Annotated in this window: 22 protein-coding genes; 9 read left to right on the top strand and 13 right to left on the bottom strand. The window is 69.8% G+C overall.

Translation table 11 applies throughout. From position 1 onward, the window contains the following. The first annotated feature begins 5 nt into the window (after positions 1 to 5). Positions 6 to 1,208: an adenosylmethionine decarboxylase gene (gene speD, locus Q7X29_RS24385; protein WP_218716506.1), complete on the top strand. Its 1,203-nt coding sequence runs from the start codon at positions 6 to 8 to the stop codon at positions 1,206 to 1,208. Positions 1,209 to 1,368: 160 nt separating this feature from the next. Beyond that, on the top strand, positions 1,369 to 1,929 hold the full coding sequence (locus Q7X29_RS24390) for a hypothetical protein (RefSeq protein ID WP_316575486.1): 561 nt from the start codon (positions 1,369 to 1,371) through the stop codon (positions 1,927 to 1,929). A 53-nt stretch (positions 1,930 to 1,982) separates the two neighbouring features. Here the strand turns inward: Q7X29_RS24390 and Q7X29_RS24395 are convergent, their stop codons facing one another. The 6 genes from Q7X29_RS24395 to Q7X29_RS24420 all read right to left on the bottom strand — a co-directional run bounded on the left by Q7X29_RS24395 (position 1,983) and on the right by Q7X29_RS24420 (position 5,569). After that, the gene (locus Q7X29_RS24395) at positions 1,983 to 2,195 is read right to left on the bottom strand and encodes a tautomerase family protein (RefSeq protein ID WP_218716504.1); all 213 of its coding nucleotides are present in this window, start codon (positions 2,193 to 2,195) and stop codon (positions 1,983 to 1,985) included. A 14-nt stretch (positions 2,196 to 2,209) separates the two neighbouring features. Next, positions 2,210 to 2,950 carry an SDR family NAD(P)-dependent oxidoreductase gene (locus Q7X29_RS24400; RefSeq protein ID WP_316575487.1) on the bottom strand — a complete coding sequence of 247 codons (741 nt, stop codon included), beginning with the start codon at positions 2,948 to 2,950 and terminating at the stop codon, positions 2,210 to 2,212. Between the two features lie 86 nt (positions 2,951 to 3,036). After that, entirely contained in the window at positions 3,037 to 3,627 is a 591-nt protein-coding gene (locus Q7X29_RS24405; protein ID WP_316575488.1) for a TetR/AcrR family transcriptional regulator, read from the bottom strand. A gap of 47 nt (positions 3,628 to 3,674) precedes the next feature. Continuing rightward, positions 3,675 to 4,277: an energy-coupling factor transporter transmembrane component T family protein gene (locus Q7X29_RS24410; RefSeq protein ID WP_218716501.1), complete on the bottom strand. Its 603-nt coding sequence runs from the start codon at positions 4,275 to 4,277 to the stop codon at positions 3,675 to 3,677. Beyond that, entirely contained in the window at positions 4,274 to 4,954 is a 681-nt protein-coding gene (locus tag Q7X29_RS24415) for an energy-coupling factor ABC transporter ATP-binding protein (protein ID WP_218716500.1), read from the bottom strand. Before Q7X29_RS24415 ends, Q7X29_RS24410 begins: the two co-directional genes overlap by 4 nt. Before the next feature lie 21 nt (positions 4,955 to 4,975). Then, on the bottom strand, positions 4,976 to 5,569 hold the full coding sequence (locus Q7X29_RS24420) for a biotin transporter BioY (RefSeq protein WP_218716499.1): 594 nt from the start codon (positions 5,567 to 5,569) through the stop codon (positions 4,976 to 4,978). A 186-nt stretch (positions 5,570 to 5,755) separates the two neighbouring features. Between Q7X29_RS24420 and Q7X29_RS24425 the strand changes: the two genes are divergently transcribed. Then, positions 5,756 to 6,850 carry a helix-turn-helix domain-containing protein gene (locus tag Q7X29_RS24425; protein ID WP_218716498.1) on the top strand — a complete coding sequence of 365 codons (1,095 nt, stop codon included), beginning with the start codon at positions 5,756 to 5,758 and terminating at the stop codon, positions 6,848 to 6,850. A gap of 11 nt (positions 6,851 to 6,861) precedes the next feature. Here Q7X29_RS24425 and Q7X29_RS24430 read toward each other — a convergent pair whose 3' ends face one another. The 3 genes from Q7X29_RS24430 to Q7X29_RS24440 form a co-directional block, all read right to left on the bottom strand. Further along, positions 6,862 to 7,521, bottom strand: coding sequence for a S1 family peptidase (locus Q7X29_RS24430; protein WP_218716497.1), 660 nt, complete (start codon positions 7,519 to 7,521; stop codon positions 6,862 to 6,864). 64 nt (positions 7,522 to 7,585) lie between these two features. Next, the gene (locus Q7X29_RS24435; protein ID WP_218716496.1) at positions 7,586 to 7,822 is read right to left on the bottom strand and encodes a hypothetical protein; all 237 of its coding nucleotides are present in this window, start codon (positions 7,820 to 7,822) and stop codon (positions 7,586 to 7,588) included. 107 nt (positions 7,823 to 7,929) lie between these two features. Beyond that, positions 7,930 to 8,838 (bottom strand): hydrogen peroxide-inducible genes activator, encoded by a 909-nt coding sequence (locus Q7X29_RS24440; protein WP_218716495.1) that lies wholly within the window; start codon positions 8,836 to 8,838, stop codon positions 7,930 to 7,932. Positions 8,839 to 8,947: 109 nt separating this feature from the next. On the opposite strand from Q7X29_RS24440, the gene Q7X29_RS24445 reads away from it, so the two are divergent. The 3 genes from Q7X29_RS24445 (at position 8,948) to Q7X29_RS24455 (ending at position 10,937) form a co-directional block, all read left to right on the top strand. Then, the gene (locus tag Q7X29_RS24445) at positions 8,948 to 9,535 is read left to right on the top strand and encodes a peroxiredoxin (RefSeq protein ID WP_218716494.1); all 588 of its coding nucleotides are present in this window, start codon (positions 8,948 to 8,950) and stop codon (positions 9,533 to 9,535) included. A 41-nt stretch (positions 9,536 to 9,576) separates the two neighbouring features. Then, positions 9,577 to 10,116, top strand: coding sequence for a carboxymuconolactone decarboxylase family protein (locus Q7X29_RS24450; protein ID WP_218716493.1), 540 nt, complete (start codon positions 9,577 to 9,579; stop codon positions 10,114 to 10,116). A 119-nt stretch (positions 10,117 to 10,235) separates the two neighbouring features. Beyond that, positions 10,236 to 10,937 carry a PhzF family phenazine biosynthesis protein gene (locus tag Q7X29_RS24455; protein WP_218716492.1) on the top strand — a complete coding sequence of 234 codons (702 nt, stop codon included), beginning with the start codon at positions 10,236 to 10,238 and terminating at the stop codon, positions 10,935 to 10,937. Positions 10,938 to 10,939: 2 nt separating this feature from the next. Here Q7X29_RS24455 and Q7X29_RS24460 read toward each other — a convergent pair whose 3' ends face one another. Beyond that, positions 10,940 to 11,995 (bottom strand): RNA polymerase sigma factor, encoded by a 1,056-nt coding sequence (locus tag Q7X29_RS24460; protein WP_218716491.1) that lies wholly within the window; start codon positions 11,993 to 11,995, stop codon positions 10,940 to 10,942. A gap of 61 nt (positions 11,996 to 12,056) precedes the next feature. Continuing rightward, positions 12,057 to 12,635: a DUF5134 domain-containing protein gene (locus tag Q7X29_RS24465; RefSeq protein WP_316575489.1), complete on the bottom strand. Its 579-nt coding sequence runs from the start codon at positions 12,633 to 12,635 to the stop codon at positions 12,057 to 12,059. A gap of 116 nt (positions 12,636 to 12,751) precedes the next feature. On the opposite strand from Q7X29_RS24465, the gene Q7X29_RS24470 reads away from it, so the two are divergent. From Q7X29_RS24470 to Q7X29_RS24480, 3 genes are all read left to right on the top strand, one after another. Then, a complete protein-coding gene (locus Q7X29_RS24470) occupies positions 12,752 to 13,246 on the top strand; it encodes a GNAT family N-acetyltransferase (RefSeq protein ID WP_218716489.1) in 495 nt (164 codons plus the stop codon). Between the two features lie 88 nt (positions 13,247 to 13,334). Beyond that, positions 13,335 to 13,727: a YciI family protein gene (locus tag Q7X29_RS24475; RefSeq protein ID WP_218716488.1), complete on the top strand. Its 393-nt coding sequence runs from the start codon at positions 13,335 to 13,337 to the stop codon at positions 13,725 to 13,727. Next, complete coding sequence (locus Q7X29_RS24480) at positions 13,724 to 14,968, top strand: RNA polymerase sigma factor (protein WP_316575490.1); 1,245 nt, start codon at positions 13,724 to 13,726, stop codon at positions 14,966 to 14,968. The genes Q7X29_RS24475 and Q7X29_RS24480 overlap by 4 nt, the downstream gene beginning before the upstream one ends. Positions 14,969 to 14,993: 25 nt before the next feature. Here Q7X29_RS24480 and Q7X29_RS24485 read toward each other — a convergent pair whose 3' ends face one another. Together Q7X29_RS24485 and Q7X29_RS24490 are read right to left on the bottom strand one after the other, a co-directional pair. Continuing rightward, positions 14,994 to 16,217 (bottom strand): aminotransferase family protein, encoded by a 1,224-nt coding sequence (locus Q7X29_RS24485; protein WP_218716486.1) that lies wholly within the window; start codon positions 16,215 to 16,217, stop codon positions 14,994 to 14,996. Positions 16,218 to 16,271: 54 nt separating this feature from the next. Next, entirely contained in the window at positions 16,272 to 16,913 is a 642-nt protein-coding gene (locus Q7X29_RS24490; protein WP_218716485.1) for a Pr6Pr family membrane protein, read from the bottom strand. Positions 16,914 to 17,080: the final 167 nt, after the last annotated feature.

The following is a 17,080-nucleotide window of genomic DNA, read 5'->3' on the forward strand; positions in this document are numbered from 1 at the left end:
TGCCCATGACGGCGGAATTCACCGGCTGGCACGTGCTGGCCGAGTTCGGTGGTGTCGACACAGACCTGTGTGACGATCTCGAACGACTCGAATCGGCGTTGCGTGAGTCTCTGATCGCGGCGGGCGTCACCATCTGCGATGTCGTTCACAAAAAGTTCGATCCGCAGGGGGTGACCGTCCTCGCCCTGTTGTCGGAGTCCCACGCCTCGATTCACACCTATCCGGAGTCCGGCGACATCTTCGTCGACGTCTTCACCTGCGGCAGCATCGGCGCGGGCGCTACGAAGGCGGTAGAACTCCTGCGAGACAAGTTGTCTCCCAAGGATGTTCGGATGAAGGTCGTCCAGCGCGGCCACGGGGCCGAGAAGATCTACGAACCGGTGGGCGACGGCCTGACCCGGATCTGGGATCTGCACGAGGTGATCGTGGACACGAACACCCCGTTCCAGCACATGGTGATCGCGCGCACCGATCAGGGCATCTCCCTGTTCTCCGACGACGACCGCCAGTCCACCGAGTTCTCCCAGGTCACCTACCACGAGGCCATGATGGTCCCGGCGTTCGTGCTGGCCGAGAAGCTGGACCGGGTGCTGATCATCGGTTCCGGTGAGGGCGTGGCCTCGCAGATGTCGGTGGCGGCGGGGGCGACCCTGGTCGATCACGTCGACATCGACCAGCGCGAGGTCGAGCTGTGCGCCCGGCACCTGCCCTACGGCTACACCCCCGAGGAACTGGCGGCCGCGGTCGCCGGTGAGGGCCCGGTGCACGTGCACTACGCCGACGGCTGGGACTTCCTGGCCAACGCGCAGGAGGCGGGCACCCGTTACGACGTGATCGTCATCGATCTGCCCGACGAGCGGGTCGAGGACGCCCAGCACAATCGCCTCTACGAGTCGGAGTTCCTGTCCCGATGTAAGGCACTGCTGGCGCCCGGCGGCGTGCTGTCGGCCCAGGCCGGCTGCGCGACCATGTGGCGCAACGAGACCCTCAAGCGGTCGTGGGGTCGGTTCCACGAGCAGTTCGCCACCGTGGTCCCCTACGGCAGCGACGAGCACGAGTGGACCTTCCTGTTCGGCCTGAACGAGAAGATCGAGGACCCGGTCCGCGGCATGACCGACCGCCTGGCCCTGCTCCCCTACCGCGCCGAGACCATCGACGCGCGCGCTCTCGAGCGCGGCGCGATCGAGCCCTACGCGCTGCGCGCCTGAGCTCGCTCGCGACAGACGACGAAGGCGGTGCCCCGGATTGCCGGGGCACCGCCTTCGTCGTGGCGCCGGCCGATCATCGGCGGGCTCTCGATTCCGGTGCCGCGAGGCACCGAATGTTGGCACTATGCGAAGGCATGCTCCGACAGAATCGAGTCCGCTCATGACACCGACACCGTTGTCCGCCGCCGGTCTGATGCCGGTCCGTGTGCCGTCGGACCACCGCCCCCGCCTGGACGCGCTGTCGCGGGCCGGCCGCACCGGGTTCCGCGCGATGTTCGACTCGGCGCCCGAGGTGACGGCGAGCGATTTCGCCCGGCTGGACGGTGATGTGACCATGCGATCGTTCCCCGGGTCCGCCGAACGCGTGCTCGGGCCGGTGATGGCGCGGCCGTCGTATTTCTGGGTGGCGAAGTCGTTTCGTCACGTGGACGGCGAGATGGCGGTGGGACACAACGTCTTCCGCCTGCTGGGCGGGATGCGGGCCCTGAATTTCGTGGCGACTGTGGGTGCTTCCGTGCTCGACGGGCGTCCGGCGGTGCTGTTCGACTACGACGATCCGCGGGTCGGTTCGCGCAGGCCCGCCCGGCGGATCTACGACGAACTGCGCGAGGTCGAACCGGATCTGTGGCTAGGGCCGAGCTACTTCGTGAGCGGCTCGAAGCGAATCCCGATGGGCTGGTTCGCCCTCGACGCCTCGGTACCGTTCGACGGCCCGGCCTGACACAGCGGTGCGCCGGGCGCGGGAGAACCCACGCCCGGCGCACCGCCGCGCACTCAGTCGCGGGCCGCGCGTCGCGCGCGATACTCCGCGACGTTGACCCCGCCGACACCCCAATCCGTGAGCGCCACTTCGTCGATCACCACATAGGTGCTGTCGGGCGACTTGCCGAGCACCTCGAACAGCAGATCGGTGACGCCCTTGATCAACTGCCCCTTCTGCTCCGGGGTGACCCCTTCATCGGTGACCTTGATATTCACGTACGGCATGGTTGGTTTCCTTTCTACGCCGCTCTACCCGAAATGAACCCGCCGTCGACGGGGAGGATGTGGCCGGTGACGAACTCGGCATCGGTCAGGTACAGCACGGCCGCGGTGGTGTCGGCGACCTCACCGATCCGGCCGAGCAGGGCCGCGCTCGCGGCGGCGCGCTCGTCGCCGTCACCGAACAGCGGGGTGCGGATGATGCCGGGCGCGACCGCGTTCACCCGGATCCGCGCCGGCGCCAGCTCGGCGGCCAGGCTGGTGGTCAGGGCGTGGACACCGCCCTTGCTGATCAGCGCGGCCGAGGCGGGCAGCCCGGTCATCGCGTGATCGATGAGCACGGTGCCGATATTGACGATGCTGCCGCCGTCGCCCTGGGCGAGCAGCTGGCGCACCACGGCCTGGGTGGTGAAGTAGGTGCCCTTGAGGTTGCCGCCGAGGTAGCGGTCGAGCTCGGCCTCGGTGACGTCCACGAACGGGGTCGCCCCGAAGACGCCCGCGCTGTTGATCAGCGCGTCGACCCGGCCGAATCGGTCCAGGGCGGCCCGCACGTAGGCCGAACCCGTTGCGGGCGAACCGATGTCGCCTGCCACGGTGGCCACCCGATCGGGCGCGGCCAGTTCCGCGGCGACCTCGGCGAGCTTGTCGGCGTCGCGCCCGCCCAGCACCACCGCGTCACCACGGGCGACGAAGGCGCGAGCGACATCGCGCCCGATTCCACTGGATGCCCCGGTCACGACGACCGTTTTCGGAGTCGGCATCGGCTGTTCCTCTCAGATGTAAGACGACCGGTCGTCTCTGAATAGGCGACCGGAAATTGAGACCAATCGGTCGGATAGTGACGTGGTTACGGCCGGAAGTAGTCGTCGAGCAGGCGCCGCAGACACTTGTCCAGCGGCTCGACGGTGCGATCGATCTTCATCCGGATGACCGCACCCTCCCAGGATTCGAGGAGCAGATCGGCGAGGTCGACGGCGTCGAGGTCGGCGCGCACCGTCCCCTCCGCCTGCGCGGTGCGCAGCGCGCCCGCCACACCATCACGCCAGGCAGCCCAGGCCGCCGACAGGGCGGTGCGCAGCGTCTCGCTGCCCTCGAGTTCGCCGCCGAGGTTGACGATCAGGCAGCCGCCGGTGAAGTCGCGGGCCACGAAATCCGCGGTGAGCGTGGCGAAGAAGCGACGCAGACCGGTGAGCGCGTCGGGCGCACCGGTGAACGCCTCGGCCAGGTTGCGCTGCACACAGAGCGAGTGATGTTCGATCACCGCGTGCGCGAAGCTCTCCTTGCTGTCGAAGTAGTTGTAGAACGACCCCTTCGGTACGCCGACCTTGTCGAGCACCTGCTTGATGCCGGTGCCGTGGTAGCCGTTGAACAGCAGACCGACCGCGCCCTCCTCGATCAGGAGTGCTCGCGTGTCGTCGCTACGCCGGGGTCGTGCCATGCGAGTAACTATACGACCGGTCGTCTACTAATGGCAAGGGTGACCACTCAGTCGTCGTCGACGCCGCGGGCCGCCAGCGCCTCCCCCATCGCGTCGGCGGTCCGCAATGCCCGCACGAGCACGGGCGTGACCAGGGCGGTCGCCGACCAGGACACCCCGCGGGCCCGGCGCGCCTCGGCGACGTCGTGCACGATCTGCGCCAGGAGGGGGACACAGCGGATGGCCAGCGCGAGCAGCAGCCCCACCCGCTCTGGATCGACCCCGACCCGGCGCAGCGGGCCGAGGGCGCGGGTGAGGGCGTCCAGCATGTCGGTCACCCGGGTCGTCACGGTGACCAGGGCCGCGAGGGCGACCGAAGCGAGGAGCACCCCGCAGACGACGACCGCCCGGGTGGGCGAGGTGGTCAGCAGCTGGAACGCGCCGATGATCAGGGTCATCCACAGCACCGGGCGCAGCTGGGCCAGCGCCACCCGCCAGGAGATCCGCGCGAGCGCGAACAGGCAGACGATCACGAGCACGAGACCGCCGACACCGAGCGGACCGCGCACGAACACCGTCATCGCGACGATCGCGGCGACCAGCAACGCCAGCTTCACCCCCGCGGGCAGCCGGTGCAGCGGGGAATCGCCCGGGCTGTAGAGGCCGATCATGCGACGAGCCGCCGGTAGGCGTCGACCGCCTCCGCGGGCGGGCCGTCGTAGGCGACGGACCCGTTGTCCAGCACCACGACTCGATCGAAGCCGTCGAGCAGGGCGAGCTGGTGGGTCACCACGATCACCTGCTGGTCGAGGGCGGCCAGCGCCGCCGACACCCGGCGGGCGTTGCGCAGATCCAGCAGGGTGGTCGGCTCGTCGGCGATGATCACCTCGGGTTCGCGGATCAACGCGGAGCCGATCGCGAGCAACTGCTTCTGCCCGCCCGAGAGCAGATGCGCCGGATGGTCGGCGTGCGCGGACAGGCCGAACCGGTCGAGCATCCGCGCCACCCTGGCCGCGATCTCGGGCTTGCCCAGACCACTGCGCCGCAGCGAGAACGCCAGATCCTCGGCGACGGTCGGCATGACGATCTGGGTGTCGGGATCGGTGAACACGAAGCCGACCTTGCGCCGCACCTGCGCACCCTTGCGGGCGGCGTCGATCCCGTCGACGGTGACGGTGCCCGACGTCGGCGTCAGCAGGCCGTTGAGCATCCGGGCGAGCGTCGACTTCCCCGAGCCGTTGGCGCCGATGAGACCGACCCGCCGTTCGGTGATTCGCAGGTCGATCTCGCGCAGCACGGTCCGCTCACCGAACCGGTGCCCCACCGCGTCGAGGACGATCTCGCTCACGCGCGCCGCCCGGCCACGCGCTCAGCCACGGATCAGTCCGGGGTAGGCCCGGTGCACGCCCTTGGCCACGACCGTGGCGATGACGACCTTGGCCAGGTCACCGGGCACGAACGCGAAGTTGGTCGACACCGCGGCCCACACCCCGAGATCGGTGCGGATCAGCAGACCCGCGGTGCCGAACAGGTAGATGACCACGATGCCGCCGAGCGCGTTGATCAGCAGGCCGGGCACGATCGGATATTTCGGCAGGATCAGCGCGGTCAGCGCGCCGATCACCAGCGTGGCGGGAATCCAGCCGATCAGATAGCCCGCGGTCGGCGAGGCCAGCGCGGTCAGGCCGGTGCGGCCGCCGGAGAGCAGCGGCAGGCCGATCAGGGTCAACGCGATGAAGACCGCGACCGCGGCGGTGCCCTTGCGCGCGCCGAGGATCGCGCCGGTCAGGATCACCCCGAGGGTCTGCAGAGTGATCGGGACACCGCTGAACCCGACGGTGATCGCGCCCGGAAGCCCCAGGGCGGCGATCAGCGCCGCGAACACCGCGATCTGCGCCAGGTCCCGCGCGGCGAAACCGACCGCGGGCTTAGGGGATTTCTCGACATCGGGCACGGCTGACATCCTTCACCACGGAATTGAACGACGTTCAAGATAGCAGGTGAGGGGCCTGCGGGCGCACCCGGACGGCAGCGGAGGGCATTTCGCCCCGCGCGAAGATCGACTACGATTCGAAGGTTGGGACCTCCCGGGCGGCGCTCGCCGCACGACGGCAGCGCGCCGACGACCCGTGGTCGAGGAAAGGCCATCATGTCGATAGCGCTACAACGTTTTTCGAACTTGATCGCCGCGATCTACGCCGCAGGCAACGACCCGGACCGATGGGACTCGGTCATCGGGGAGATCACCGACACCTTCGGCGCGGTCCACGGATTTCTCGTCATCGCCGATCCGGCCGCCGCCCGCTTCGCGATCAAGACCTCGGGGGCCGGTTGCCCGCCGGATCTGTCGACCCGGCTCGAGCACATCGCCGAGCGGGTGCAACAGCTTCCGGTCGGCAGCACCGCCACCAGCGACGATCTGTTCGCCGTGCCGGGGCACGACAGCGCCCTCGCCGATCAGGTGAACGCCAACGGCCTGTCCAACAGCCTCCTGGCCCGGCTCAGCGACGATCGCCCGTCGTCGTGGATCTGCCTGACGATGCCCGATCACCAGTCGATCACCGGACACCCCGCGAGCCTGGCGCTGCTGCGGGTGCTGGTGCCACACCTGCGCGGGGCCCTGCGAACGCAGTCCCGGCTGGTCGCGCTGTCGCGGGACCGGGCCTTGGCGCTCGCGACCCTGGAGCAGGCGCACTACGGGATCATGATCGTCACCACCGACGCGGCGGTGGTCTTCGCCAACTCGATGGCCGAGCGGATCACCCGGCAGTCGGACGGGTTGTCGGTGGACACCTTCGGCTGCCTGCGGGCCGGTTCGTCGACCACCCAGCTCCGGCTGCGCTCACTCATCGACCAGGCCGCGGGACCGGACTACAGCAGCGGCAACGTCGCGGTCGCGCGCAACTCCGGCCGCAAGCCGCTGATCCTGCGGGTCTCCCCGCTCGACGGTATCGCCGGCGACGGACTGTGGGACCGCGCGGTGCTGCTCCTGGTCGCCGATCCGGACCACGACCCCGAACCGGAGCCGACGGCGCTGCACGATCTGTACGGCCTGACCGATGCCGAGACCCTGGTGGCCATGGGGGTGCTGCGCGGCGACGGCTTGCCCGCCGTCGCCGACCAGCTCTCGGTCTCGGTATTCACCGCCCGCACCCACCTGCAGCATATTTTCGCCAAGACGAAAACACACCGTCAGGCCGAATTGGTCCGGCTGTTGTTGACCACTGCCATTTCCGCGCAGTAACTATTCGCGCATCAAATCGGATGGTATCCCGCGCCGATTCCACCCTGCGCGTCGACGTCGGCGAGAATCAGCGAGAAATTCGCGCCGACCTGGGGACCGATACACGGCAGCCCGATATATCCGTTGACGATCGCGACGAGCGTCGAACCGACGACGACGGGCGCGCCCGAATCGCCGACGATCACGCAGATCTGGGTCAACGTCCACGAGGCGCCACCGAAGACGTCCCCGTAGACCAGGCCACAGGTCTGCCCGGTGGTTCGTCCCTCCTTGCACGCGACGGCCGGGAACTGCGCGGGCACTCCGACGTCGGTGATCGTGGTCGAGCCGACGTGGTTCACCGGGATCACCGCGCCCTCGTCGAAGGCGATGACCGCGTAGTCCAGGTCGCTGCCCACCAGCGCGATCGTGCCGACGTTGCCCGCCTCGGGATCGGCCTCCGCGGCCACACCCATGCCCGCACCGGCCGCAGCGCAGTGCGCGGCGGTGAAGCCGACCAGCCGACCGGAACCATCTCGGCCGATGGTCGTGAGTGTGCAGGTGGAGCCGTCGTCGAGGACGATGCCCGAGCCGCCACCGAGGGTCACCGGGGCAGCTCCCTGCGCGGTCCCGGCGGTACCCCAGATCAGCAGCAGTGCGGCGGCGAGAGTCCACCACCGACCCCGTGTCATAGGGACACTCCCGCGCTGATGTGCGGGAGTGCCTCGAGTGCTTCCTGTTTTCGGCATCTGCGTGTCAGACCACGCAGACCGGGAACAAGATGGGGACCGTGATCAAGACGATGCCGCATGCGAGGAAGGCACCGGGGATCGTGATGAACGGTGACAACACAACAGGCTCGACCTGGACCGGCACCGGTGCGACGGGGACGGGGTCCGCCGCGGGCGCTGCGCCGGCTACACCGGCACCTAGGGCGATCATCGGTGCACAGGCGAGCACCGCGATGGTTGAACGAATCTTGTACATGGCCATTCCTTAGACTGTCTCCCACATTTGTCGTGCCGACTCCATGACGGAATCGTCACCCTATAAAGGACAGCACCGACGGCCCGGAATATCGTCGTACGAACAGATGAGATCTAAAAGGGCCGCTTCGATCTGATCACCGCTGCGAGGTATTCGTAATCCTCGGCTCGCGCGGATGACCCCCGATATGCCAGCCCGATCGTGCGGCCCGGCGCGGGATCGGCGAAGCGCGCGGTGTCGAGCGTGGCGCGAGCGGTCTCGGCGGCCACCGCCATCTGCGGGATGAGGGTCACCCCGAGACCGCCCGCGACGCACTGCACCACGGTCGTGAGCGAGGCGGCGCGGGTGTCGCCGACCGCACCGGGGTGCACCTCGGCGGTGCGGCACAGTTCGAGGGTCTGGTCGCGCAGGCAGTGCCCCTCGTCCAGCAGCAGCAGGGGCATGTCGGCCAGCACCGGCGCGGCCAGATCGGTGCGCCCGGCCAGTTCGTGCCCGCGCGGGGTGACGAGCACGAATTCCTCGGAGTACAGCGGGATCTCGACCAGACCGGGCGCCTCGGTGGGCAGCGCGAGCAACGCGACGTCGAGGACGCCGGTGCGCAGTCCGTCGAGCAGCCGGGCGGTCTGGTCCTCCACCACCTGCGGCACCAGCGTGGGCAGTTTGCGGCGCAGCTCGGGCAGCAGCCCCGGCAGCACGTAGGGCGCCACGGTCGGGATGATGCCCAGGCGAAGGACGCCGCCGAGCCCGTCACCGGTCGCCGAGGCGACGAAGCGGTCGGCGGCCTCGAGGGTCGCCATCGCCTGCGGCAGCAGCCGCATCCCGGCCGCGGTGACCAGTACGCGGCGGGTACTGCGCTCGATCAGCTGCAGCCCGAGTCCGTTTTCCAATGATGCCAACGCCTGCGATAACGTGGGTTGGCTCACAGTCAAACGCGCTGCGGCGGTACCGAAATGCCGGTATTCGGCGACGGCGACGAACGCACGCAGCTGCGACAGGGTTGGCTGATAAGTCTGATCAGTCACGCCTATCAGTGTACGACGAGCAATCGGCTTTACCTTTCAGTACGCTTTCGGCAAGATCCCTACGGGCTCACACGACGAGCGCGACCACACCACGAATGAGGAGATGAGCATGGCTCTGCTGACCATCGGCGACCAGTTCCCGGCATACAACCTCAAGGCCGTCATCGGAGGTGACCTGTCGAAGGTCGACGCGCAGCAGCCGGACGACTACTTCACCCAGATCACCAGCGACGACCACGCGGGCAAGTGGCGCATCGTGTTCTTCTGGCCCAAGGACTTCACCTTCGTGTGCCCCACCGAGATCGCCGCGTTCGGCAAGCTGAACGAGGAGTTCGCCGACCGTGACGCGCAGGTCCTCGGCGCCTCGGTGGACAACGAGTTCGTGCACTTCCAGTGGCGCGCCCAGCACGAGGATCTCAAGACCCTCCCCTTCCCGATCCTGTCGGACCTCAAGCGTGAACTGGCCACCGCCACCGGCGTTCTCAACGCCGACGGTGTCGCCGACCGCGCCACCTTCATCGTCGACCCGAACAACGAGGTGCAGTTCGTCTCGGTGACCGCCGGTTCGGTCGGCCGCAACGTCGACGAGGTGCTGCGCGTGCTCGACGCCCTGCAGTCCGACGAGCTGTGCGCCTGCAACTGGAAGAAGGGCGATCCGACCATCAACGCGGGCGAACTGCTCTCGGCCAGCGTCTGATCCACCTTTCCCACCGAATACCCCAGAGGAGCCCCACTGTCATGAGCATCGAGAACCTGAAGAACTCCCTCCCCGAGTACGCCAAGGACCTCAAGCTCAATCTGTCCTCGATCGCGCGCACCACGGTGCTCAGCGAGCAGCAGCTGTGGGGCACCCTGCTCGCCTCGGCCGCCGCGACCCGCTCGGCGACCACGCTGCGCGAGATCGCCGAGGAAGCCGCCGACGTGCTCTCCGCGGAGGCCTACGAGGCCGCGCTGGGTGCCGCGTCGATCATGGGCATGAACAACGTGTTCTACCGCGGCAAGGCGTTCCTGGAGGGTCGCTACGACGACCTGCGCGCCGGTCTGCGGATGAACATCATCGGCAACCCGGGCGTCGACAAGGCCGATTTCGAGCTGTGGTCGTTCGCGGTCTCCTCGATCAACGGCTGCGCGCACTGCCTGGAAGCGCACGAGAAGACGCTGCGCGAGGCCGGTGCGTCGCGCGAGGTGATCTTCGAGTCGCTGCGCGCGGCGGCCATCGTCGCCGGTGTCGGCCAGGCGGTGCAGTCCACCGAGGCCCTGGCCTCGGCCACCGTCTGAGGTGACCCCACCGCGGCCCCCGACCGGATTCCGGTCGGGGGCCGCGATCGTTTCCCGAGGACACGACCGGGCCCGCGCGATCCCGTCACGCCCGCGTACCGGCCGGTAGGCTCGCGATCATGAACGCACATGATGTGCCCGATGCCCCGGACATCCAGGTCGAGGTCGTCCGAGTGTTCACCGATCCCGCCGGGCAGCTCGGCAACGCGCTCGGCATCGCCCGGGCCGGCGATGTCGTCGCGCTCGACAAGCAGGAGCTGGCCGCCCGGCTGGGCTTCAGCGAGACCACCGTCGTACAGGATCCCGTGGACGGGGTCGCCGACGTCCGGATCTACACGCCCACCGTGGAACTGCCGTTCGCCGGGCATCCGAGCGTGGGCACCGCGTGGTGGCTGGCCGTGCAGCGGACGCCGGTCCACACCCTGCAGGTGCCCGCCGGTCCGGTCGCCGTCACCCAGACCGACGGCCTGACCTGGATCACCGCCCGCGCCGAGTGGGCGCCGGACTTCACCTTCCACGAGCTGGCCTCGGCGGAGGAGCTCGCGCTGCTGCGGCCCGAGGACATCACCACCGGCCAGCACTACTTCTGGGCCTGGACCGACGAACCGCGCGGCGCCCTGCGCTCGCGAATGTTCGCCCCCGCCATGGGGATCGCCGAGGACGAGGCGACCGGTGCGGCCGCGGTCGCGCTCACCGCGCAGTTGCGCCGCGGCCTGGTGGTGACCCAGGGACAGGGGTCTCAGCTCTACACCGAATGGGATTCCGACGGCTGGGTGCGCCTGGGCGGGCGGGTCGCCGAGGACCACGTGGTGGTGCTCTGAGCTCAGTGGCCCGGCGGGCCGCCGAAGCGGCGCAGCCAGGGTGGCCGGGCGGTCCAGTGCCCCCGTCGGGAGGTGTCGGGGCTGGTCAGGTCGGCCAGGATCCTGGCTTCCAGGTGCCGGGGCGGCGTGCGCTGGTCCTCGACCGCCAGGCGGGCGAGCACGTCGTGCACACCCCGGACCCGGTCGGCGAACTGTGCCAGGCCGGCCGGGCTCACGGTGGCCAGCTTGTTCTCGATGTGGTGGTGTTCGAGTTCGGCGACCGCGTCGAGGGCGTAGGCGTCGGCCAAGGCGAGCAGTGAGCCCGGGGGGCTCCAGGATCGCGCGGGGCCCACGGGCAGGGTCCGCTGCTCGGCCAGCCGCTCCACGCTCTCGGCGAGCAGCCGGGTGACAGCGGGCACCCGCAGGCCCAGTTCGCGGCCGATCGCCCGGTAGGTGCGCCCACCGTAGTAGGCGAGCACGAACACCTCGCAGTGACTGTCGAGCGGGTCGGCGAAACCGAGCCGGGCCGAGGCGGCGAGCCAGGGGATGTCGTCGCGGTCGTGGCGGTCCAGCCGCAGCCGTTGCACGGCGAGCCGATGGACCTGGGCCAGCAGCCAGGTCTGCTCGGCGCTGAACTCCGGTTCGCCGCGACCCACATAGGGGGCCAGCAGCTCCGGCTCGGACGCGGGCGGGCGGACGCCGCCGACCCGGGAGCCGTCGCGATCGTAGACCGCGCCGCGGCCGAAACCGGTGTCGCGACGCTGACCGCCGACGAATGCCGAACGGCCCCAGGGTGTCCCGAGATCGGGACCGGAGTCCGCCGCGGGGTCGCCCGGCGGCGCCGGCGGCTCGGGATCGACCGTCCACGGTGTCGTGCGCAACCGCCGATATCCCTCGCGGACAACGTCTTCGGCCGCGCCCCGGCGGTGCAGTATCCGCAGCGCGAGACCGAAGGCCGCGGCCCCGGTGGCCCGGAAGAGCGTGCGCAGCGCGTCGCGGTCGTCGGGCTCGGACGGGAGGTCGGGGACGGACCGCTCGACGCCACCGGCCGCCGGGTCGGGACTACGCTGCCGGTTCATCGTCGAATTCCTGTCCACACAACGGCAATTCGCAGCGCGAGCGGTTGTGGATCGGTATTCACTACCCGATCGCGGCGATCAGCATGAAGGCGGTACCGATATCCATCACCACATGGGGGATCAGCGCCGAGGTCAGTGGATGGGCGCCGACGGGGTGGACGAACCGGTGCGGGCGCGGGCCGTGACCGACGGTACCGAGCGCGAGCAGGGCGTCGAGCGCGAACAGCGCGGCCAGCGCCGCCGCGGGCCAGCCCGGACCGCTCTCGTGCTCGCCACCGTGACCGGCCATCGCGTACAGCATCGCCGCGGCCGCCAGCGTGTGGTAGCCGAGTGCGAGCACGCCGTCCGGCCCCGCCGCGGCCCCCCGGTCGAGAACACGCTCGACCAGCAGGATCGCGAAGGCGACGGTGAGTGCGGTGAGCACGCCGCGCACGGCCAGCGGATGGGTCGCGGCGGGGAACACCAGCATCGCCAGCATCATCAGGCACATGAGCAGGTGGGCGCTGTCGGCCGCCGCGTCGACCCGGTGGGTGGGTGCCACCCGGCCGGTCAACCGCCGCGCGACGATGATCGTCGCCAGCACGAACGCGGCGACCACCGGCCACCGCACGAGTGCATAGTGCTCAACGAATTCGGCCACACCCCACCACCTTCGAGTCGAGACCCGCGCTCCCCATGCTCGCATCGACCACGGTGCCCGCGGGGGCGTTTGCCCCCACGCGAACGCGCGCACCGGTGATGACGGATCATGGACCGATGTCCGACGCACACTCCGTGGCCTCGGCGCAGGCATTGCGCGTGACGGTCGACGATCTCTCCGGCGCCCCCATCCGCGACCTGCTGACCGGCCACCACACCGAGATGGCCGCCAACTCCCCCGCCGACAGCATGCACGCCCTCGATCTGGCCGCCCTGCGCGATCCCGCTGTCACGGTGTGGAGTGCCTGGGTGGGCGACGAGCTGGCCGGGTGCGGTGCGCTCAAGGAACTCGACCCCGCCCACGGCGAGATCAAATCCATGCGCACCGCCGACGGGTTCACCGGCCGTGGCGTCGCCGCGGGCGTGCTGGCCGGCATCGTCGCGGAGGCACGGCGGCGCGGCTATGCGCGACTGAGCCTGGAGACCGGCTCCCACGAGTTCTTCGCCCCCGCGCGCCGCCTCTACCTGCGGCACGGTTTCACCGAGTGCGGGCCGTTCGCCGACTACGTCCTCGATCCGCACAGCCAGTTCTTCACTCTCGCCCTCGGCTGACCCGCGATGTCGACAACACCCGATCGGCTCCGACGTTCCGGGTGAGGATGGGCCGAGACGGGCGCATCGACGATCGTGAGGAGCCGAGATGAAGTACGTGATCCTGATCCATTCCAACCCGCAGCCGTGGGGCCATCCCACCAGCGACTACCTGCCCGAATACCAGGCGCTGTCGCAGGCGGAGCGGGACCGGGGCAACGCGGAGTTCGAGCAGTTGCTCGGCGAGCTGCACGAGCGCGGCGAGCTGGTCACCGGGGAGGCGCTGGCGGCGCCGGAGACCTCGCGGCTGTATCGCTGGGCCGACGGCAAGCCCTTGGTCAGCGACGGACCCTACTCCGAAGCCAAGGAACACCTGGCCGGGTTCTTCCTGATCGATGTGGAGAGCCAGGAGCGGGCCGAACAGATCGTCGCCCGGTTCGCCGGGCCGGGTGAGACCGTGGAACTGCGGCCGACGATGTGGCCGGGCGGCGACGACCAGTGAATCAGCGGGTGGTCGAGGACGTCTGGCGCCGGGAGGCGCCCTACGTCCTGGCCGCCCTGCTGCGCAGGCACGGCGATCTCGGCGACTGCGAGGACGCCGCCCAGGAGGCCGCCGAGGCGGCGACCGCGCAGTGGGGCACCGACGGACTGCCCGCCAATCCCCGGGGCTGGCTCATCACCGTGGCCGCGCGGCGGCTGATCGATCGGGTCAGGGCCGATCAGGCGCGGTCGGGGCGCGAGGCGGCCGTCGCGGTGGCGCGGCCCGCCGACAGTGGTCTCGCCCCACCCGCCGATCAGGTCGTGCCCGACGACGGCGACGACACCCTGCGCCTGTTCCTGCTGTGCTGTCACCCGAGCCTGAGCCGCTCCTCACAGGTCGCGCTCACCCTGCACGCGGTCGGCGGGCTGAGCACCGCGCAGATCGCCGCCGCCTACCTCGTGCCGGAGCGCACCATGACCCAGCGGCTCACCAGGGCTCGCGCCACCCTGCGGGCGGCGGGCGCCCGCTTCGCGCTGCCGGATGCCGACGCGCTCCCGGCCCGGATCGCGGCCGTGCTCGATGTCTGCCACCTGCTGTTCGTGGCGGGCCACACCCGCTCGGCCGGTGGCGCGCTGGTGGATCGAGACCTGTCCGAGGAGGCGATCCGGCTGACCCGGGCGTTGGCCGCGGCGATCCCCGACCACGACGAGATCGCGGGCGCGCTGGCGCTGATGCTGCTCACCCACGCCCGCTCGGCGACCCGGATGCGCGGCGGTGACCTGGTCCCGCTGGCCGAGCAGGACCGGACCCGCTGGGATCGGCAGGCGATCGAGGAGGGTGTCGCGATCCTCGAACGGGTGCTGCCCCGAGGCCATGTCGGCCGATTCCAGGTGCAGGCGGCGATCGCGGCGGTGCACGCCGAAGCCACGACGTGGGGCGCGACCGACTGGGCGCAGATCCGCGTGCTCTACGACATGCTCGACCGGATCGCGCCCGGCCCGATCGTCACCCTCAACCGCGCGGTCGCGGTCGGGATGGCGGACGGGCCCGCGGCCGGGCTGGCCATGGTCACGCCACTGCTCGACGATCCGGTGATGGCGCGCCACCATCGGACCTACGCGGTGCGCGCCCATCTGCTCGAACTGACCGGCGCCATCGACGACGCGCTCGAGAACTACCGCCGCGCGGCGCGGCTGACCGCCGGCGTCCCCGAACAGCGCTACCTCAACGACCGGGCCGAGCGGCTGGAACGGGGTCGGTAGCATCTGCCGCCGACCCCGTGGGCGATCAACCCAGAGCGCGGGTGAAGCCCTCGACGAGCTCGACGACCTGGGCGTCGGTCATCACGAACGACGGCGAGATCTGCATCGCGCCCTGCCCGGCGGCGCGGCCCGAGATGCCGTGCTCGCGCAGGGTTTTCACCATACCGGGGCCCTCGGACGGATCGGCCAGCTGCACGGCGGCCACCGCGCCGAGACCACTGCGGACCTCGGCGACGCGCGGGTGCTCGGCCAGCGGCGCGAGCAGCGTGTGCAGGGTGCTCTCCAGGCGGGCCGCCTCCTCGAGCAGTCCTTCGCGTTCGATGATGGCCAGATTGGCCAGCGCCGCGGCCGCCGCGCCCGCGTGCCCGCCGTAGGTGTAGCCGTGCCGCCACCAGACGCCACCGGCGAAGAACGGCTCCGCCAGATGCGGTGCGATGAACACCGCGCCCATCGGCAGATAGCCCGAGGTCAGCCCCTTGGCGGTGGTCACCAGGTCGGGTTCGAGACCGAACTTGGTGGAGGCGAACCAGCTGCCGCCGATCCGGCCGAAGCCGGTCACCACCTCGTCGGCGACGAACAGGATGTCGTGGTCGCGGCAGATCTGGCGCACCTCGGCCAGGTAGCCCGCCGGCGGCAGGTACACCCCGCCCGCGCCGATGATCGGCTCGCAGAAGAACGCCGCGATCTGCTCGGCGCCGATCTCCTCGATCAGGGCCAGCAGCGACTTCGCGTCGTCCCATTCGACGGTGCGGGTGTCGGTGACCAGTTCGCCGTAGCCTTCCCGATTACCGGCCAGACCACCGATCGAGGTGCCCGCGTAATGCATGCCGTGGTAGGCCAGGCGGCGCCCGACCAGGATCTTCTTGTCGGTGCGGCCCAGCTCGTGCCAGTACCGGCGGGCCAGCTTGGCGGCGGTCTCCACCGAGTCCGAACCGCCGGAGGTGAAGAAGATCTTGCTGCCCGGCACCGGCGCGATCCGCGACAGCTTCTCGGCCAGTTCCTGGGTCGGCGGCTCGGTGAGATCACCGAAGTTCGAGTAGTGCGCGATCGTGCGCAACTGCTCGGCGACCGCGTCGGCGATCTCGGCGCGACCGTGCCCGACATTGGCGAACCAGAGTCCGGCGGTGGCGTCGAGGTATCGCTTGCCCGCGGTGTCGTAGACGTAGGCACCGTCGCCACGGGCGACGACGAACGCACCGTCACGAGTGACGGCGCCCATATCGGCGAATCCATGCCAGAGCGCATTCATGGCTCCACACTTACCCGAACCGGAGCGGTCCCGCTCGGCGGACTCGCGCATGTCTCAGTCCGCGGACCTGCGTTCGCGCCACCAGGCCGGCAGATCGCCCAGCGACGCCATGGCAACCGCCAGCGCCGCGAAGACCAGCGTCAGCACGACCAGGCCGATGGCCATCGACAGGTATCCCTGCTGGCGCGGATCGATGAACGGATAGGGATACCAGTCGACGATGGGTCCGCGGATCAAGCTGTACACGCCGTAGAGCAGCGGGAAGATCAGCCACTGCCCGATCAGCTGCGGGCTGGGCCGCAGTCGCTGCGGCATCGCGACCAGCAGCCAGTCCAGCAACAGCACCAACGGCAGATACCGGTGCATCACATCGTTGATCCACTTGTCGTTGAGCATCACGTCGATGCGCGACAGCAACACCGCGTACACGACCATCGTGATGAGCATGTAGAGCGTGGCCGCGCCGCGGAACAGCTGCCAGCCACGCCCCTGCGGCGCGAGCAGCCCGCCCACGAGCAACGCGATCACGCCGAGGATGTTCGATTCGACGGTGAAGTAGCTCAGATAGTTGGCCAGCGAGAACGTCGCGGAGTCGATGTTGCGCACCGGAATCCACAGCAGCGCGACCGCACCGAGGACGCCGAACCCGATCCGCAGAATCCTGATCCACCACGCCGTGCCCATCGCTGCGCTCATGTCGGGATCATCGCATGCGCCGACCGCGAAAACGCCGGTCTGGAACGTCGCGTCGCCGCATCGACCGCGACCGGACCGGACACGCGCGGGCGAACAGCACCCGCCGCCGGTGTGTCGTTGGTCTCGACCGCACCGGCCGTCGACGGCGTGGCGGGAAAACCGGTGGC

The organism is Nocardia canadensis, assembly GCF_032656385.1.
GTDB classification, from domain to species: Bacteria; Actinomycetota; Actinomycetes; order Mycobacteriales; family Mycobacteriaceae; genus Nocardia; species Nocardia canadensis.

What these genes read in the sequence shown, in the direction of transcription:
- Q7X29_RS24410 (WP_218716501.1), bottom strand. Translation starts at nt 4,277, where the DNA reads ATGATCGGCCTCTACAGCCCGGGCGATTCCCCGCTGCACCGGCTGCCC.
- Q7X29_RS24485 (WP_218716486.1), bottom strand. Translation starts at nt 16,217, where the DNA reads ATGAATGCGCTCTGGCATGGATTCGCCGATATGGGCGCCGTCACTCGT.
- Q7X29_RS24430 (WP_218716497.1), bottom strand. Translation starts at nt 7,521, where the DNA reads ATGACACGGGGTCGGTGGTGGACTCTCGCCGCCGCACTGCTGCTGATC.
- Q7X29_RS24405 (WP_316575488.1), bottom strand. Translation starts at nt 3,627, where the DNA reads ATGGCACGACCCCGGCGTAGCGACGACACGCGAGCACTCCTGATCGAG.
- Q7X29_RS24470 (WP_218716489.1), top strand. Translation starts at nt 12,752, where the DNA reads ATGTCCGACGCACACTCCGTGGCCTCGGCGCAGGCATTGCGCGTGACG.
- Q7X29_RS24460 (WP_218716491.1), bottom strand. Translation starts at nt 11,995, where the DNA reads ATGAACCGGCAGCGTAGTCCCGACCCGGCGGCCGGTGGCGTCGAGCGG.
- Q7X29_RS24450 (WP_218716493.1), top strand. Translation starts at nt 9,577, where the DNA reads ATGAGCATCGAGAACCTGAAGAACTCCCTCCCCGAGTACGCCAAGGAC.
- speD (WP_218716506.1), top strand. Translation starts at nt 6, where the DNA reads ATGACGGCGGAATTCACCGGCTGGCACGTGCTGGCCGAGTTCGGTGGT.
- Q7X29_RS24400 (WP_316575487.1), bottom strand. Translation starts at nt 2,950, where the DNA reads ATGCCGACTCCGAAAACGGTCGTCGTGACCGGGGCATCCAGTGGAATC.
- Q7X29_RS24420 (WP_218716499.1), bottom strand. Translation starts at nt 5,569, where the DNA reads ATGTCAGCCGTGCCCGATGTCGAGAAATCCCCTAAGCCCGCGGTCGGT.
- Q7X29_RS24395 (WP_218716504.1), bottom strand. Translation starts at nt 2,195, where the DNA reads ATGCCGTACGTGAATATCAAGGTCACCGATGAAGGGGTCACCCCGGAG.
- Q7X29_RS24435 (WP_218716496.1), bottom strand. Translation starts at nt 7,822, where the DNA reads ATGGCCATGTACAAGATTCGTTCAACCATCGCGGTGCTCGCCTGTGCA.
- Q7X29_RS24390 (WP_316575486.1), top strand. Translation starts at nt 1,369, where the DNA reads ATGACACCGACACCGTTGTCCGCCGCCGGTCTGATGCCGGTCCGTGTG.
- Q7X29_RS24475 (WP_218716488.1), top strand. Translation starts at nt 13,335, where the DNA reads ATGAAGTACGTGATCCTGATCCATTCCAACCCGCAGCCGTGGGGCCAT.
- Q7X29_RS24445 (WP_218716494.1), top strand. Translation starts at nt 8,948, where the DNA reads ATGGCTCTGCTGACCATCGGCGACCAGTTCCCGGCATACAACCTCAAG.
- Q7X29_RS24425 (WP_218716498.1), top strand. Translation starts at nt 5,756, where the DNA reads ATGTCGATAGCGCTACAACGTTTTTCGAACTTGATCGCCGCGATCTAC.
- Q7X29_RS24490 (WP_218716485.1), bottom strand. Translation starts at nt 16,913, where the DNA reads ATGAGCGCAGCGATGGGCACGGCGTGGTGGATCAGGATTCTGCGGATC.
- Q7X29_RS24455 (WP_218716492.1), top strand. Translation starts at nt 10,236, where the DNA reads ATGAACGCACATGATGTGCCCGATGCCCCGGACATCCAGGTCGAGGTC.